Genomic DNA, 14,679 nt, shown 5'->3' on the forward strand with positions numbered 1-14,679 from the left:
CGAGTGGCCGGCTTGTCCATTTTCTTCGTGCGACTCATGAACTCCGCCCAGAATCCCGCTGCCGGCCTGTCTGCCTCGACCTCTGCCGCACCCGCCGTTGCGGGGACGCCCGCCGCGGGATCGCCCGCCGCCTCCGATCCCTCCACCGCCTTCAAGGTGCTGGGCGCGATCAGCGTGGCGCATCTGATGAACGACATGATCCAGTCGATCCTGCTCGCCATCTATCCCATGCTCAAGGACTCGTTCAGCCTGACGTTCACGCAGATCGGGCTGATCACGTTGGTCTACCAGCTTGCCGCGTCGTTGCTTCAGCCGTTCATCGGTTTCTATACCGACCGGAACCCCAAGCCGTACTCGCTGCCCGTGGGCATGGGCTTCACGCTGGTGGGCCTGTTGATGCTGTCGATGGCGCCGTCGTTTGGCTGGCTGCTGGTGGCGGCGGTGCTGGTGGGCACGGGCTCGTCGGTGTTCCACCCGGAATCGTCGCGCGTGGCGCGCATGGCGTCGGGCGGGCGGCACGGGCTGGCGCAGTCGCTGTTCCAGGTGGGCGGCAATGTGGGGTCGGCGCTGGGGCCGCTGTTGGCCGCGCTGTTCATCATTCCGCACGGGCAGGGCAGCGTGGCGTGGTTCTCGCTGGCGGCGCTGTTCGGCATCGTGGTGCTGATGTGGATCGGGCGCTGGTATGGCGCCAACCGCGTGCTGCTCAAACCGCGTGCGCGGCGCGAGGGCGTGGGCAACGGGTTGACGCGCAATCAGGTGCTGGGCGCGTTGGGCGTGCTGGGCGTCCTGGTGTTCTCGAAGTATTTCTATCTGGCCAGCCTGAACAGCTATTTCACCTTCTACCTGATCGACAAGTTCGCGCTGTCGGTGCGCGAGGCGCAGCTGTATCTCTTCCTGTTCCTGGCCGCCGTGGCGGTGGGCACCGTGGTGGGCGGACCGGTCGGCGACCGCATCGGCCGCAAGATCGTGATCTGGGTGTCGATCCTGGGCGTGGCGCCTTTCACGCTGATGCTGCCGCACGCCAATCTCTTCTGGACGGGCGTGCTCGTCGTCATCATCGGCGTGGTGCTGGCGTCGGCCTTCTCCGCGATCGTGGTCTATGCCCAGGAGCTGGTTCCGGGCAAGGTGGGCATGATCGCGGGCCTGTTCTTCGGCTTTGCCTTCGGCATGGGCGGCCTGGGCGCTGCGGTGCTGGGCAGGGTGGCCGATGCCACCAGCATCGGCTACGTCTATCAGTTGTGTGCGTATCTGCCGCTGCTGGGCGTGGTGGCGATTCTGTTGCCGAAGATGCGGCGGGTGTAGGCCCGCCGTCCCGTCAGCCCGCCCGCAATGATTGCAGGCGCGGCAGGCGGTGCTCGATGCCGTCGATCTGCCCCGCGCTGCCGTGGTGGATGACGGCGACGCGGGTGGCGCGCAACTGCGCCAGCGTCTCGGCGCTGACTTCAAAGCTCTTGGCCAGACGCTGATCGGTCAATGGGCGGATCGGCTTGCGGCGGTCCTTGCCGCCGAAGCGGCGGTGGTTGTACACGGCCCACGCCACCAGCACCGCCGCGTTGACCACGGCCAGCACGGCATAACCCCACAAGGTCTGCACCGTCGGCAGAAAGACGGGCAGCAGCGGCGCGTCCGGGCCGCTGGCGGCCCCGCGCAGAATGGCCAGGATGCCGGCGCCAAATAGGTAGACGAACGCGAACCAGCCAAAGGCGGTCAGCGCGAAGTCGAACAGATAGCCCGCGCGCGAGCGTTGCGTGGTGATGATCATGATGCCTCCGGTGATTTGATGCCGCGGTCGGGACTAGTCCAGCGGGCACGCTGGGCCTGCTTGCGCAGCATGACCTTGGGGAAACTGACCAGCGTGGTGAAGAGACTCACCATCCAGTAGGCCAGCGGATACCAGATGACCCAGTAGAGCGCGCGCGCCAGGCCCGGCTCATAGCGGCGGTCGATCAGGATGCTGACGGCGAACTGCAGCAGGCACACGACCGCCAGCATCATGCCGGTGAAGGCGGGCGGCAGCAGGCTGGCGATCTGCATGTTGTTGGGCAGCGCGACGACCTGGCTGACCAGCCACAGCACCACCGACAGCCCGAACGCGAATGCCCAGGCGGTCGACAGGCAGAATTCGGCCATCAGCGGCCACAGCCGGCGGTGGCGCCAGTTCCAGATCGAGCGCAGGTTCTTCAGGAACACCTCCGCGCCGCCCTGCGCCCAGCGCAGCCGCTGCTTCCACAATCCGCGCAGGGTCTCGGGCATCAGGATCCAGCACAGCCCGCGCGGCTCGTAGAAGATGGACCAGTGGTCGCGCTGCAGCTTCCAGCTGATGTCGATGTCCTCGGTGATCATGTCCAGGCTCCAGTAGCCCGCGCGGTCCAGCGCAACGCGGCGGAACGCCGCGACGACGCCCGACACCGTGAAGACCTGCCCGTACACGCGCTGCGTGCGCTTGATGAGTCCGATGATCGAAGAGAACTCGCCAACCTGGATGCGCCCGATCAGTGTGGAGCGGGTGCGGATGCGCGGGTTGCCTGTGACGGCGCCGACGCGCGGGTTGTCGATCAGCGGCGCCACCAGATACGCGGCGGCATCGGGATCGAGCAGGGCGTCGCCGTCGATGCACACCAGGTATTCGCTACGGGCCGCCAGCGCGCCCATGCGCAGCGCCATGGCCTTGCCCTGGTTCTGCGCCAGGTGCACCACGCGCAGGTGCGGGTGTTCGGCGGCCATGCGGTCCAGCAGCGCGGCCGTGCCGTCGGTCGACCCGTCGTTGATGGCGATGACTTCGATGTGCGGATAGTTCTGATTCAGCGCCGCCACCAGGGATTCTTCGCCGTTGTCGGCTTCGTTGAAGCACGGCACCAGAATCGACACCAGCGGCGAGCCGGCCAGTTCGGGCGGGGTGCGTTCAGCCCCCCATGCCCAGTGGCGCTCCCAGTGCCACCAGAAGTAGATGCCGCCCGCCATCCACATGCCGGACATGAATAGCGGATAGAAGAACACGAAGCCCAGCAGCGCTTCGCCGGTCAGCATCAGGGTGAATCCAAACGGCGCGCCGAGCACCGCGCAGAGAATCAGCAGGGCAATCAATCGATCAGTCATTGGAGGGGATACCAGGCTTCGGAGATGGCGGGCCGGATGCCTTGCAACCGGGGCTGGTCTTGCGAGAAGTCGTCGGGGTAGTAGCCGAAGCTGCGGGCGCCGCGCAGTTGCAGGCGGCGCATCCAGCCGGCCAGCACGTCGGTGTCCACCGGTGTGGCATCGGGCCGGCCCGGGCCGGTGCGCCAGTCGCGGCTTTGCAGTTCGAACACGGTCCTGGACAGCGCGCCGGGACGGCGGGCGACGGTCTCGACCAGCGCGTCCAGCCACGCGTTTTCCTTGCCGGGCGCCACGTTTTCCATCAGCGGCATCGCCATCGGCGCGGTCCAGTCGTAGGCGGCCAGAAAGTCGTCCAGGTTCTGCGCGAACCAGGTTTCGCTTTCCGGATTCAGGATGGGCTGCGCGTAGATGTTGCGGGCCGTCTTGATCTGCGGCCCCCGCACGGCGCGCACCTTCTCGGCGAGCGCCATGGTGAAGTCCACCAGATGGCGGCTTTTGTAGCGGGTCCAGCGCTGCATCGTTTCCGGATCCGCACGAAGTTCTGCGATGCTGCCCGGCAACCCCGCCGCGCGGTACGCGGCCAGTGCGCCGGGGCTGGCGTCCTCGAAGTCCGACAGCAGCGCGTCGTCGTGGAACAGGATGCCGTCGAAGATCGCCTGGCGCGCCAGGTCTTCGTACAGATCGCCGATGCGTGCGCGCACGGTGGCGTCAAAGGGCGACAGGCGGCGGTACTGGCCCGGGTCGGGCGCCACCAGCCCGGTGTCCGGATCCCAGCGCTCGACGCGCGGCAAGGCCGGGTCCATGTCGAAGGCCAGCACGGGCATCCAGGCGTAGACCATCACGTTGGCGCGGTTGTGCAGTTGCCAGGCGGCACGGTTGAAGAGGTCTGCGCGCATCGGCAGCCAGCGGTTCGGGAAGTACAGCGACTTCACCAGCCCATCGCCCTGCGGGTCGGAATAGGCCTGCAGGAACACCGTGTTGATCTGCATGTCCAGGATGCGCTGCACCAGCACGCCCAGATTGCGGTCGGTCTGTTCCGGGTCCGGGTCGTAGACGTAGTCCAGATCGATGTGCGCGACGCGCATGAAGGGGTCGGCCTCCATGCCCACCACGCTGTTGGCAAAGGACTTGAGCGCCGGATCGCTGGCCAGCAGCATGCGCGGCGTGGACATCAGGCGGGACAGGCGCCCGGGGCCGTCTTCCAGCGTCAGCGCCATCTCGTAGCCGTTCTCGGCGGTGATGCGCAGCGTGGAGCCGCCTTCCGCGCCATACGGCCAGACCCACACGCGCGGCTTCTTGCCGGTGGCCGCGCGGATCTTTTCCGTGATGGCGGCCACGTCGCGGCCCATGCGGGCGTCAAACTGCGCCTCGGTCTCGTACTGGCCGGTGCGCGCATCAAAGGCGCGGATGGCGGCGGCCGGCTCGGTGTTGCCCTGCGGATTGGCCACCGCGCCGTAGTGCGACGCGTCCGTGTGCGCGGCGATTTCCACCAACCCGGAGCGCGAGATCTCGCGGATCTCGTCCCAGTTCAAAAAGCGGTTGCGGGCCTCGGGCGTGCCGCCGAAATCCACCGGGCGGTCGGACGGGGTGTCCATCCAGACGCCCACGGGCGCCAGCAGCGCCGGCCATCCGTAGGCTTTCAGGATGGACAGCACGCGGGTATGGAAGCTGCGATAGCCGTCGTCGAACGACAGCAGCACAGCGCGGTCGGGCAGCGGCTTGCCGCCTTGCCGAGCGGCCAGGATCTGATCCACCGACACGGCCTCATAGCCGTTGGCGCGCAGCCAGGCCAGCTGTTCCGCAAGCCGGTCCGTGCGCACGCTGAGAAAGGCCTGATCGGGGTCGTCGTCTTCAACGTCGTGATAGGCCAGGGCCAGGAACTGGCCATTGACCCACGGTTTGTCGATGGCCGCGAGCGGGCGTTCGGCGGGCGGCGTGTAGACGGGGATGTCCTTGGCGCAGGCGGTCAGCGCCAGAATCATGAGGAACAGGATGCCGGCCAGGAGCAGCCGGGTATGCAGTTTGAGCATCATGTCGTTTCCGGAAAAACCAGGTCAGAAGCGGTAGGCAAGGTCGAAGACGACGCGCAGTTCACGCTCGCGCTCGCCGTCATAGGGCCGGCTGGTGCCGGTGACCATGAAGCCCATGTCCAGAACGTCGTTCGCGCGGTAGCGCTGGCCGTAGCCCAGCGCGACGACGCCGCCCGTGCCGTAGCCCTGCTGGCTGTAAGTGCCGGCGCCCAGCGTGCCGATCTGTTCCCATGCGGTTTCGTAGCGGCGGTGCAGCGTGTGCGTCAGCCGCACGCCGGGCAGGGCCAGGAAATCGGCGCTGGGGTTGAAGTAGGGCGCGTCGTCGCGGTTGTTGTGCTGGGTGGACAGGCCCAATTCCAGGTCGGCCTTCAGGTGCGGCGCGGTGTAGACGCGCTCGCGGCCAGTCAGTCCGAATGCCCAACGGGTGTTGCCGTCGCTGAAATGGGACGGGGCGGCCGACAGGGTCCATTCGCGCCGCTCGTCGGCGCGCCAGCGCACGTACATCGACAGGCCGTTGGACGAGACGTCGTTGGTCAGTGCGCGCAGCGGCGTGTCGCGCGACAGGATTTCGGCCGAGCCGCCCACCTGCCAGTGGTCGTTCAGGTCGTAGGCGGCGGACAGCCGCGCGCCGGGCTTGACGCCGTGGCCGTAGTCGTTGGTGGAGACTTCGCCTTCCACCGTCAGGTCGCGCACGCGCCATTCCACGCCGGTGCGCAGCCAGCGGTAGATGCCGCGGCCTTCCTCGAAGTCACCCGATGCGTAGCCGCCGCCGCCAAAGACGCGCCAGTCGTAGCCCATGGGCGGGGAATACAACACGGCGTCGATGCCGAAATCGCCGTTGCCGGTGACCGGACTGTCCGAGGCCAGGCCGCGGTAGCCGGTGATGCGCAGCTCGGCCTTGCGGTGGACCTCCCACTCGCGGGCCAGCCGCCGGCTGGTCAGGTTTTCGGGCGAGCGGGCCAGCGTGTCGGCGGATAGCGCTTCGGCCTGACGCCATTCCTGCAGATCCATCGCCGTGAAGCCCTGGCCGTTCTCGACCGCCAGGTCGCGTGGCGCCAGCGTTTCGGCCAGCTTCAGTTCGATTTCCGACGCGCGGGGCTGCGAGCGGGCGCGGTGGACGGTGGCCAGATCGCTGCGCAGCGCGGAATTGTTGGGCGCCTGCTGCACCATCTGCGCCAGGCGCTGGTGGGCCTCGATGGTGTCGTCGGCCTGAAGGTGCGTGGCGGCCAGCGTCTTGCGGCTTTCCAGGTTCAGGTCGTTGGGCATGCGCGTGGCCTGGCCCTTGTAGTAAAGCCAGGGGGCGTAGCCGGCCTGGACGGCGTCCGTGATCGGAGGCGTTTCGTCGAATTGTTCGCCTTCGGCCAGCGCGTAGTACAGGCCGGTTTGCGTGGCCAGACGCTGCGCCGGATCGTCGCCGGGCGCGCTGTCGCTGGCGGCCACCTGCCGGTACAGGTCGCGGGCGCGCTCGGGCTGGCGCAGGTACAGATAGGCGGAGGCCACGTCGCTCAGCGCGTAGCGCGGTATGTCGACGCCTTCGGCCAGCAGCGCCTCGTATTCCTGGATCAGCATCTGCATCTGCACCCGGGCGTGCAGGGCGTGCAGGCGGTCGATGCGGGCGCGCAGCACGTCGGCGCGGGCGTCTTCGCCCAGTTTGCGCCAATCGGCAATCGCGGCGTCGTAGCCGGCCAGCGCGCGGTCGGCGATGGCAAACCGTTCGGCCTCGCCGCGCGCGGGCATGGCCGCCAGCCGCGCCTCCTGCGCCAGTGCGTCGGCCTGCAGGGCGCGCATCTGGGCGGGGGTAAACAGCGTTTCATGGCGACGCGCCCAGTCCAGCGCCACGTCGGCCATGCGGGCGCCCTGAAGCGCCCGGATGTATTCGCGCAGCACGTAGGGCGTGGCGGGCGCCAGCGCCAGTGCCTGGTCGGCCTGATGCAGGGCTTCAAATGGTTGGGACTGGCGCGCGTAGACGTAGCTGAGGGCCAGCCGGGTGTCGGCGTCGCGCGGCTGGCGGGCGATGCGTTTCTCGCCTGCGGCGATCGCGGCTGGGAATTGTCCGGCGTCCGCCAGCGTCATGATCTCGCCCGCCGCGAAGGCGGCTTCGCCCGGATGGCGGCGCATCCCCTGGCGGTAGGCGTCGAGCGCCTGCGGCCAGCGCTGCAGGTCGCGGTAAGCCCGTGCCACGGCCAATTGGACGTCGGCGGGCGGCACGGCGCCGGCCGGCAGCGTCTCGTACGCGACGATGGCTTCGTCAGGCTTGCCCGCCCAGCCGGCGATGACGATCCGGTCGTAAACGGGCCGCACGCCCGCGGCGCTGCCCTGCGCGCGCAGCATTTCCAGCGCAGGTTCGTGGTCGCCGGCGCGAGCGCGCTCGATCAGCGCGTCGTAGTGGCTTGACGGGGCGGCCAGCGCCAGCACGGGCGCGAGCATTGCGCTGGCCGCCATCAAGTTCAGTCTGGGTCCAACGGCGTTTGACCGCCTGGTTCGTTCGATTGGCATCTGTATGACATCCGCAGTGGCAATTCGGGGCGTCCATGGCTCCGCCACGCCGGACGGGCGCGAGCACCCGGCAAGGGCGGCCGCAGGCGAACCAGGCGCCTGCAGCGCGGAAATGAACGTTTGATTGGGACTTGCGCGGCGCCCGCTACGGGGACCTTCGCACTCGCGCTATCGGAGTGCATGGCTAGTACGCGCCACGCCCGTGGGGCGTGATCGCGGCGCTTATGCTGCGCCGTCGACGGATGGAACTTTACGGAAAATTGCCGTGGTTAACTGTCAATTACTGCAAAGGGGGCGTCACGGCGAAGGCGCCTTGGCGTATTCTCTCGTCGCAGGCCGTGCAATCGTCTTGGCGCGGCGGTAAAGGTTCTGGTCGGACGGACGCGCGTTGCCCAGCAGGGCAAACGTCATGCGCGTCCTTTCGCCATTCTCGTAACAAAAAGCATCAAGAATGCTGACGTGTAACGCGCTTTGCTTGCGCGAACCCAGTGCAACTGCAGTCCCAACGGCGGGGCGGGCCGACGAGCCCGAGCCCGAGCGAACCATGACGACTAGCTTGTTTTTCCTGATGTGGGGCCTGGCCACGGCGCTGGCGTTGCCGTTGCTGCTGCCCTTTCACGTCCGCGGCGTCGAAGGGGTGCCTGCGTTCATGGCGGCCAACGCGCTGGCCGTGCTGTCCCTGCTGGCCTACGCGTCGGCCGAGATGATCCCGCCCGCCGCCTATGTGATGGTGTCCAACGCCGCCTGGGCCTGTTCCGCCGCGCTGGTGTACATCGGCGTGCGCCAGTTCTTCGGCATGCATCCGCATATCCTGCGCACCACCTTGTTGTGCTCGCTCTGCACCTTCGGCTTTGCCCTGCTGCTGTACCGCAGCGACAGCCTGGTGTGGCGCATGGTGCTGTATTCCGTCTACACCTGCGTGCTGATGGCAGCGACCGGCGCCGTCATCTTCCGGCAGCGCAGGCGCATCAAGACAAAAGGCGTCGTGCTGTATCTGCTGCTGGCATTTTTTGGGGTGGTGGCGTTGCACGCGCTGCGCGGATATGTCTACGGCGCGGGCGTGGAGACCCCGGTGTCGCTGCTGCAGCCGTCGGCCTGGAGCCTATTTTTCATTGTGTGCGGCTCGGTCACGGTGCCCGGACTCTTCCTGGCGCTGCTCTTCATGATCCAGACCAGCCAGGCGGAAAAGATGCAGGCCGCGCTGACGTTCGACAGCCTGACGCAAGCCTATTCGCGGCGCAGCATCATGGACGAGCTTGAACACGAGCTGCTGCGCTGTGAGCGCACCGGCGGCAAGCTGGCGGTGCTGGTGCTGGACATCGATCACTTCAAATCCATCAACGACCGCTACGGCCATGCGGGCGGCGACACCGCGCTGCGTCACTTCGCGCGCGTGGTGCAGAATGCGGTCCGTTCGAGCGATCGCTTCGGCCGCCTGGGCGGCGAGGAGTTCGTGCTGCTGATGTACGACTGCGATCCGGCGAGCGCGCTGGTGCAGGCGCAGCGCGTCTGCGACGCCTTGCGCGACATGCCGCTCTATCTGCAGGGGCTGGAAGTGCAGCTGACCACCAGCGGCGGGCTGGCGTCCTATCAGCCGGGCGACAGCGCCGACGTCATCCTGGCGCGGGCCGACGTGGCGTTGTACCGGGCCAAGGAGCAGGGGCGGGACCGCGTGGAAATGGCCTGGAGCGGCCGCGGCGTCGTCAAGACAAGCGGCGGCCTGCCGGCCGCCGCGAATGCCCTGGAAGCGGAAACCGCAGGGACTACGGCTTGAGGTGTTCCGTCAGGAACTTCTCCATGGCCTCGTAGAACTCGAACTTGTTCTCGTCGTTGTGAAAGCCATGGCCTTCGTTGTCCTTGACCATGTATTCCACGTCCACGCCGCGGGCCTTGAGCGCCGAGACCATCTGGTCGCTCTCGTCCTTGTTCACGCGTGGATCCTTGGCGCCCTGCGCGACGAACAGCGGCGTCTTGATCTTGTCCGCGTGCAGCGCCGGTGAAGTCGCGGTCAGGCGGTCGCGGTCGCGCACCGGGTCACCCACCATGTCCTGCATTTTGTCCAGCATGGGTTTCCAGTACGGCGGAATGGACTTCATGAACGTGAAGAGGTTCGATACGCCCACGTAGTCCACGGCCGCGGCGTACAAGTCCGGCGTGAACGCCACGCCGGCCAGCGTGGCGTAGCCGCCGTAGCTGGCGCCATAGATGCCGATGCGCTTGGGGTCGGCGATGCCTTGCTCGACCAGCCATTGCACGCCGTCGGTGATGTCGTCCTGCATCTTCAGGCCCCATTCCCCGAAGCCGGCTTCCCAGAAGTCGCGGCCGTATCCGGTGGAGCCGCGGAAGTTCATCTGCAGCACGCAGAAACCGCGGTTGGCCAGGAATTGCACTTCGGGGTTGTAGCCCCAGCCGTCGCGGGCCCACGGGCCGCCGTGCGGATTGACGATGCAGGCCAGGTTCTTGGGTTCGCGGCCGGCGGGCAGCGTGAGGTAACCGTGGATGGTCCGGCCGTCGCGGCTCTGATAGCTGATGGGCTGCACCCGCGACATGTCGGCCTCGGGGATGGCCGGGTTCAGGTCCGCCAGCTTGGTCAGCGTGCCGGCCACGGCGTCATAGATGTAGCGCGCGCCGGGCGTGCGGTCGTTGTAGGCCGCCACGATGAATTTGTTCTCGTCGCGGTTGCCGCCCTGGATGACGACGTCGTAACCCGGCAGGAGATCGGCAAGCGTCTTGTACAGCGCTTCGGTTTCCCCGTCGAAGAACTTGTATTGCGGCTTGTCGGTCTGGTAGGACGCCACGGTCAGCACGCGGCGCTTGCGCGAGAACGCGGCGCCGTCCAGGTCGACGGCCTGGGGCGTGAAGATGACATCCTCGGCGTCCGGCGTGGCCGGGTCGATGACGACCAGCGAGAGCTTGTCGCGATTGCGGTTGCTCAGCGCGTAGAACTTCTTGTCGTCGAACGTGAAGAATGCGGGGCTGACGCTGGTGCGGTAGTCGGTGGTGATGAGCGGGCGGAAGTCGGACGCTTCGTCGTCGCGGTAGAGCAGGGTGGTGTTCAGCCCGTCGCTGGCGACGGCGGCGCGCACCTTGCCCGCGTGGTCGGTCTGCCAGCCGACGATGTTGCCCGGATTCTGCGCCACCAGCACGGCCGCGCCCGTGTGGACGTTGACGCGGTAGACGTCGAAGACTTCGGGGTTGCGTTGGTTGTGGCTGATCAGCACGTGGTCGGGGTCGTCTTCGAGGTCGTCCTCGATGCCGGCGCGCACGCCCTCGTACGGGGTCAGGTCCGTGATCTTGCCGGTCTTGGCGTTGACGGCCAGGACGTGGAAGTTTTCGTCGCCGCCAAAGTCCTTCTGGTACAGCACCACGTCCGGGCCTTTCCAGAAATAGCCGCTGATGTCGCGCGCGGTCTCGCTGGTCAGTTGGCGCGGCTCGCCAACGAGCTGGCTGCCTTGCAGCGGCTGCACGTAGATGTTCATGCGGGCGGGGTTGCCGTCCACGCTGGTGGGCTGCATGAACGATAGCGTCTGGCCGTCGTCGGACAGCCGGAAATAGCCGCGCTCAGGATTGCGGAAGAAATCTTTCAGGGGATAGGCGCGGGGAGGCGGCTGCGTGGCGCAGGCACCCAGGGAGGCGCCGACGATGCCGGCAGCCAGGACGGTGCGCAGAAATGAGAACAAGGGGAAACCTCCGTGATGTCGATCCGCGTTGCAAATAGGCTGGTCGATAATGCCATAGCCGCGCAAGGGGTGTCGAACCGGCCCCGCCGATCCGGCGCCACTTATGCCGCCAGGCGGTTTGCGGGATAATCGCGGCACTTCTTCTGGAGATTTACATGTACAGGAATCTGGTCGCGGCCTCGGCGCTGGCCCTGGGGCTGGCCGGCTGCTCGCTCGGCATTTCGCCGGACAGCGCGTCGCCGCACAGCGAATTCAAGGCGCCGGTGGCCTTCAAGGACGCCTACGATGCGGTCATCCGCCAGTCCAACGCGTGCCTGCGCAGCACCGACAACGCCTACCGCGTCGTTTCCGACCTGAACGAAAGCGCGCAATCCGGTGTGGTGCGCGTGCTGGCGCCGTATTCCGATCGCGAGATGTCGCGCGTTGACCTGAAGTCCGAGGGGCCGAAGTCCACGGACGTGCGCATCGTGATGTGGGGCAAGGGCACGTGGGACCCCGCTGCCATGCGCGCGATGCAGGACGCGGTGTATTACGGGTTGGTGTCGTGCAGCACGTACATGCCGCTGGATCCGCGCCCGCCCGTCAAGCCGACGCGCGATCTGCCGAAGTAAGGCAGGACGAAAAAAGATCAGTCGCCGCCCGGACGGCGGCGGATGATCTTGAAGGTGGCGGTGGCGCGCGCCACCAGTTCACCGTCGGCGCGGCGGATGTCGCCCTCACAGAAGGCGATGGACGCGCCGCGGCGCAGGCAGCGCGCTTCGATGACCAGGTCGCCCGTGCCGGGAGACAGGAACGTGGTGTTCATGTCGATGGTGGCCATGCCCTCGGTGGCGTCCGCGGAGCCGCGCGCGGCGGCGCTCAAGGTGAAGTCCAGTACGCTCATCAACGTGCCGCCGTGCACGTCGCCGCGGCTGTTGGTCAGGTCTTCGCGCCACGGCAGCGTCGTGCGGGCATAGGCGGGCGCGATGCTTTCCGGCACCAGGCCGATGAAATTCATGAAGGGAATGGTCAGGCCGAAGTAGTCGGTTTTGGCGGAGGCGGGTGCAGTCATGGAACCGTCGTGGGCGAGAAGGGATAGCGGATTGCCGCCGGTCATAATATATGTTTTTGCCACGGGATTGAGGTCATGACGGGGCAGGCGTCGGCGCAGTCTGCGCGCAAAATCGTGCATGTGGACATGGATGCGTTTTACGCGTCCGTGGAGCAGCGCGACAATCCCGACCTGCGCGGCAAGCCGGTGGTGGTGGCCTGGACCGGACCGCGCTCGGTCGTGTGCGCGGCGTCCTACGAAGCGCGGCGCTACGGCATCCATTCCGCCATGTCGGCCATCAAGGCCGAACGCCTCTGTCCGCACGCGATCTACGTGCCGCCCGATTTCAACCGCTACCGCGACGTATCGCGCCAGGTGCGGCAGATCTTCGCCCGCCATACCGACCTGATCGAACCCTTGTCGCTCGACGAGGCCTACCTGGATGTGACGGTCAACAAATGCGGGCTGCCATCGGCCACCGAGGTGGCGCAGGTGATTCGCCAGCAGATCCGCGAGGAAACCGGACTGACCGCGTCGGCCGGTGTGGCCCCGAACAAATTCCTGGCCAAGATCGCGTCGGACTGGAACAAGCCCGACGGCATTTTTGTGGTGCGGCCCAGCAAGGTGCTGGCGTTCCTGGGGCCCTTGCCCGTGCGCAAGGTGCCGGGCGTGGGCAAGGTCACGCAGGCGCGCCTGGAGCAGCTTGGCATCCAGACCGTGGGCGACCTGGCCACGCACAGCGCGCAGGAGCTGGAGCACTACTTTGGCCGCTATGGCCGGCGGCTGTACGAGCTGGCGCGCGGCATCGACGAACGCGAGGTCCAGACCGACCAGCCGTTGCAACAGGTGTCGGCCGAAACCACGTTTTCCAACGACGTCCGGCTGGAGGCCGTGGGCGACGCCCTGGACCGCATGGCGGAAAAGGTGTGGGATCAGGCGCTGAAGAAGGGCGCCTTGGGACGCACGGTGGTGCTCAAGCTGAAGACCGACCGCTTCCGCATCCTGACGCGCAGCCAGACCTGCGCCCAGCCGCCAACGTCGGCCATGGAGCTGGCCGCGCTGGCGCGGCTGCTATGCGATCGCGTGGAACTGCCGCCGGACACGCTGTACCGGCTGGCGGGGGTGGGGATGAGCAACTTCGCAGATCCGGGCGAGCAGTCGCGCCAGCCGGATCTGTTTGGAGGGGCGTTCTAGGTCTCGCCAGGGGCGTTCTAGGTCTCGCCGCCGGGCCGCCCCAAGGCGAGACAGCCCCCTCGGGGGGCAGCTAGCGCGCGAAGCGTGCGCGGCGTGGGGGCATCAACCTTTTTACAGGCGGGCCTTCACTTGTTGCGACAGCGCCGTCATGTCGGCGCGGCCGGCCAGCTTCTGCTTCAGGATAGCCATCACCTTGCCCATCGCGGGCGCGCCCGTCACGCCTTGCGCGGCGACTTCAGCCAGCGCGGCGTCGATGGCGGCGGCCACTTCCTCGGGGGTGGCGGCCTGGGGCAGGAATTCCTGCAGCACGGCCAGTTCGCCCTTCTCCTGCTCGGCGGTTTCCGTGCGGCCGGCCTGCTCGAACGCGGCGATCGACTCGCGGCGTTGCTTGACCTGTTTTTCGATGATGGCGGTGATTTCGGCGTCGGACAGGTCGCGGCGTTCGTCGACTTCCTTCTGCTTGACGGCAGCCAGCAGGAAACGCAGCGTGGTCAGTCGCTCGCTGGCCTTGGCGCGCATCGCGTCCTTGACGGCGTCGGACAGGCGGGTCTTGAGCGTAGCAGTGCTCATCGGTAAACCTTTGTGGTGTTGCGGTAATCGGGAAGTGTAAACCGGGCCGGGACGCGCCGGGCGCGCCCCGGCCCGCGGATCAAGTCAACGTGGATCACTTCACCGTGGTCAGGTCGCCGCGCAGCGCGACCCCGGCAACCATGGCGCCCGCGTGGCACTCGTAGTCGGTGGTGCTGCGGAACTCGTTCTTGCGGTAGTAGCTGACGATATTGGTGACGGCATTGGCGCCGGCCTTCTTGGCGGCTTCATGCAGCGAGATCACGGCGGACTGGGCGACCCAGAGGCAAGCCTCTTCGTCCTTCTTCGCAAACGCGTTGGTCTTGCGGTTGGTGACCACGCCGGCCTCCACCACCTTGCCCTTGGGACCCGTGCCAGCCAGGTAGAACTTGACGCTGCCGTCGATCTTTCCGGCGTCCTGCGCGGCCTTGATGGCGGCCGCGATGGGCAGGTGGACGGTGCGATCCGCGGCCAGGACCGGGGCGGACAGGGCAAACGACACTGCCAGCGCGCCAGCGAGCTTGCAAGGGAGGTTCATGATTTGCATTCCTTGATGAGACGTTGGAAAAGCGGGAAAGCCAAAAAAAGC

At 67.1% G+C, this 14,679-nt stretch carries 12 protein-coding genes; 4 read left to right on the forward strand and 8 right to left on the reverse strand.

Annotated elements, in window-relative coordinates; translation table 11 throughout:
* Positions 1–36 precede the first annotated feature (36 nt).
* Positions 37–1,302 carry an MFS transporter gene (locus AB3147_RS09885; protein ID WP_367351825.1) on the forward strand — a complete coding sequence of 422 codons (1,266 nt, stop codon included), beginning with the start codon at positions 37–39 and terminating at the stop codon, positions 1,300–1,302.
* Positions 1,303–1,315: 13 nt separating this feature from the next.
* Here the strand turns inward: AB3147_RS09885 and pgaD are convergent, their stop codons facing one another.
* Genes pgaD through pgaA form a run of 4 tightly spaced genes read right to left on the reverse strand, consistent with a single transcriptional unit; the run spans position 1,316 to position 7,565 of the window.
* Positions 1,316–1,762 (reverse strand): poly-beta-1,6-N-acetyl-D-glucosamine biosynthesis protein PgaD, encoded by a 447-nt coding sequence (gene pgaD, locus AB3147_RS09890; protein WP_367351826.1) that lies wholly within the window; start codon positions 1,760–1,762, stop codon positions 1,316–1,318.
* Positions 1,759–3,096 (reverse strand): poly-beta-1,6-N-acetyl-D-glucosamine synthase, encoded by a 1,338-nt coding sequence (gene pgaC / locus AB3147_RS09895; protein WP_367351827.1) that lies wholly within the window; start codon positions 3,094–3,096, stop codon positions 1,759–1,761. The genes pgaD and pgaC overlap by 4 nt, the downstream gene beginning before the upstream one ends.
* Positions 3,093–5,126, reverse strand: coding sequence for a poly-beta-1,6-N-acetyl-D-glucosamine N-deacetylase PgaB (pgaB, locus tag AB3147_RS09900; RefSeq protein ID WP_367351828.1), 2,034 nt, complete (start codon positions 5,124–5,126; stop codon positions 3,093–3,095). Before pgaB ends, pgaC begins: the two co-directional genes overlap by 4 nt.
* 21 nt (positions 5,127–5,147) lie before the next feature.
* The gene (gene pgaA / locus AB3147_RS09905; protein WP_367351829.1) at positions 5,148–7,565 is read right to left on the reverse strand and encodes a poly-beta-1,6 N-acetyl-D-glucosamine export porin PgaA; all 2,418 of its coding nucleotides are present in this window, start codon (positions 7,563–7,565) and stop codon (positions 5,148–5,150) included.
* 598 nt (positions 7,566–8,163) lie between these two features.
* Between pgaA and AB3147_RS09910 the strand changes: the two genes are divergently transcribed.
* Complete coding sequence (locus AB3147_RS09910; protein ID WP_175124057.1) at positions 8,164–9,393, forward strand: GGDEF domain-containing protein; 1,230 nt, start codon at positions 8,164–8,166, stop codon at positions 9,391–9,393.
* On the opposite strand, the gene AB3147_RS09915 is transcribed toward AB3147_RS09910, so the two are convergent.
* Positions 9,383–11,299, reverse strand: a complete 1,917-nt coding sequence (locus tag AB3147_RS09915) for a S9 family peptidase (protein ID WP_367351830.1) — start codon at positions 11,297–11,299, stop codon at positions 9,383–9,385. The genes AB3147_RS09910 and AB3147_RS09915 overlap by 11 nt on opposite strands.
* Positions 11,300–11,454: 155 nt before the next feature.
* Between AB3147_RS09915 and AB3147_RS09920 the strand changes: the two genes are divergently transcribed.
* Positions 11,455–11,910, forward strand: coding sequence for a BPTD_2524 family lipoprotein (locus tag AB3147_RS09920; RefSeq protein ID WP_175124059.1), 456 nt, complete (start codon positions 11,455–11,457; stop codon positions 11,908–11,910).
* Positions 11,911–11,927: 17 nt separating this feature from the next.
* Here AB3147_RS09920 and AB3147_RS09925 read toward each other — a convergent pair whose 3' ends face one another.
* Positions 11,928–12,350, reverse strand: a complete 423-nt coding sequence (locus AB3147_RS09925; protein ID WP_175138512.1) for a PaaI family thioesterase — start codon at positions 12,348–12,350, stop codon at positions 11,928–11,930.
* A gap of 75 nt (positions 12,351–12,425) precedes the next feature.
* Between AB3147_RS09925 and dinB the strand changes: the two genes are divergently transcribed.
* Positions 12,426–13,523, forward strand: a complete 1,098-nt coding sequence (gene dinB, locus AB3147_RS09930; RefSeq protein ID WP_367351831.1) for a DNA polymerase IV — start codon at positions 12,426–12,428, stop codon at positions 13,521–13,523.
* 111 nt (positions 13,524–13,634) lie between these two features.
* On the opposite strand, the gene AB3147_RS09935 is transcribed toward dinB, so the two are convergent.
* Together AB3147_RS09935 and AB3147_RS09940 are read right to left on the reverse strand one after the other, a co-directional pair.
* On the reverse strand, positions 13,635–14,093 hold the full coding sequence (locus AB3147_RS09935; RefSeq protein WP_056569773.1) for a GatB/YqeY domain-containing protein: 459 nt from the start codon (positions 14,091–14,093) through the stop codon (positions 13,635–13,637).
* A gap of 94 nt (positions 14,094–14,187) precedes the next feature.
* Positions 14,188–14,628, reverse strand: a complete 441-nt coding sequence (locus AB3147_RS09940; RefSeq protein WP_367351832.1) for an excinuclease — start codon at positions 14,626–14,628, stop codon at positions 14,188–14,190.
* Positions 14,629–14,679 lie beyond the last annotated feature (51 nt).

This window comes from Achromobacter animicus (genome assembly GCF_040775605.1).
GTDB lineage: Bacteria > Pseudomonadota > Gammaproteobacteria > Burkholderiales > Burkholderiaceae_B > Achromobacter > Achromobacter animicus.

Excerpts from the sequence above, each read along its gene's own strand:
- AB3147_RS09885 (WP_367351825.1), top strand. The coding sequence starts at position 37 with ATGAACTCCGCCCAGAATCCCGCTGCCGGCCTGTCTGCCTCGACCTCT.
- pgaD (WP_367351826.1), bottom strand. The coding sequence starts at position 1,762 with ATGATCATCACCACGCAACGCTCGCGCGCGGGCTATCTGTTCGACTTC.
- pgaC (WP_367351827.1), bottom strand. The coding sequence starts at position 3,096 with ATGACTGATCGATTGATTGCCCTGCTGATTCTCTGCGCGGTGCTCGGC.
- pgaB (WP_367351828.1), bottom strand. The coding sequence starts at position 5,126 with ATGATGCTCAAACTGCATACCCGGCTGCTCCTGGCCGGCATCCTGTTC.
- pgaA (WP_367351829.1), bottom strand. The coding sequence starts at position 7,565 with ATGGCGGCCAGCGCAATGCTCGCGCCCGTGCTGGCGCTGGCCGCCCCG.
- AB3147_RS09910 (WP_175124057.1), top strand. The coding sequence starts at position 8,164 with ATGACGACTAGCTTGTTTTTCCTGATGTGGGGCCTGGCCACGGCGCTG.
- AB3147_RS09920 (WP_175124059.1), top strand. The coding sequence starts at position 11,455 with ATGTACAGGAATCTGGTCGCGGCCTCGGCGCTGGCCCTGGGGCTGGCC.
- AB3147_RS09925 (WP_175138512.1), bottom strand. The coding sequence starts at position 12,350 with ATGACTGCACCCGCCTCCGCCAAAACCGACTACTTCGGCCTGACCATT.
- dinB (WP_367351831.1), top strand. The coding sequence starts at position 12,426 with ATGACGGGGCAGGCGTCGGCGCAGTCTGCGCGCAAAATCGTGCATGTG.
- AB3147_RS09935 (WP_056569773.1), bottom strand. The coding sequence starts at position 14,093 with ATGAGCACTGCTACGCTCAAGACCCGCCTGTCCGACGCCGTCAAGGAC.
- AB3147_RS09940 (WP_367351832.1), bottom strand. The coding sequence starts at position 14,628 with ATGAACCTCCCTTGCAAGCTCGCTGGCGCGCTGGCAGTGTCGTTTGCC.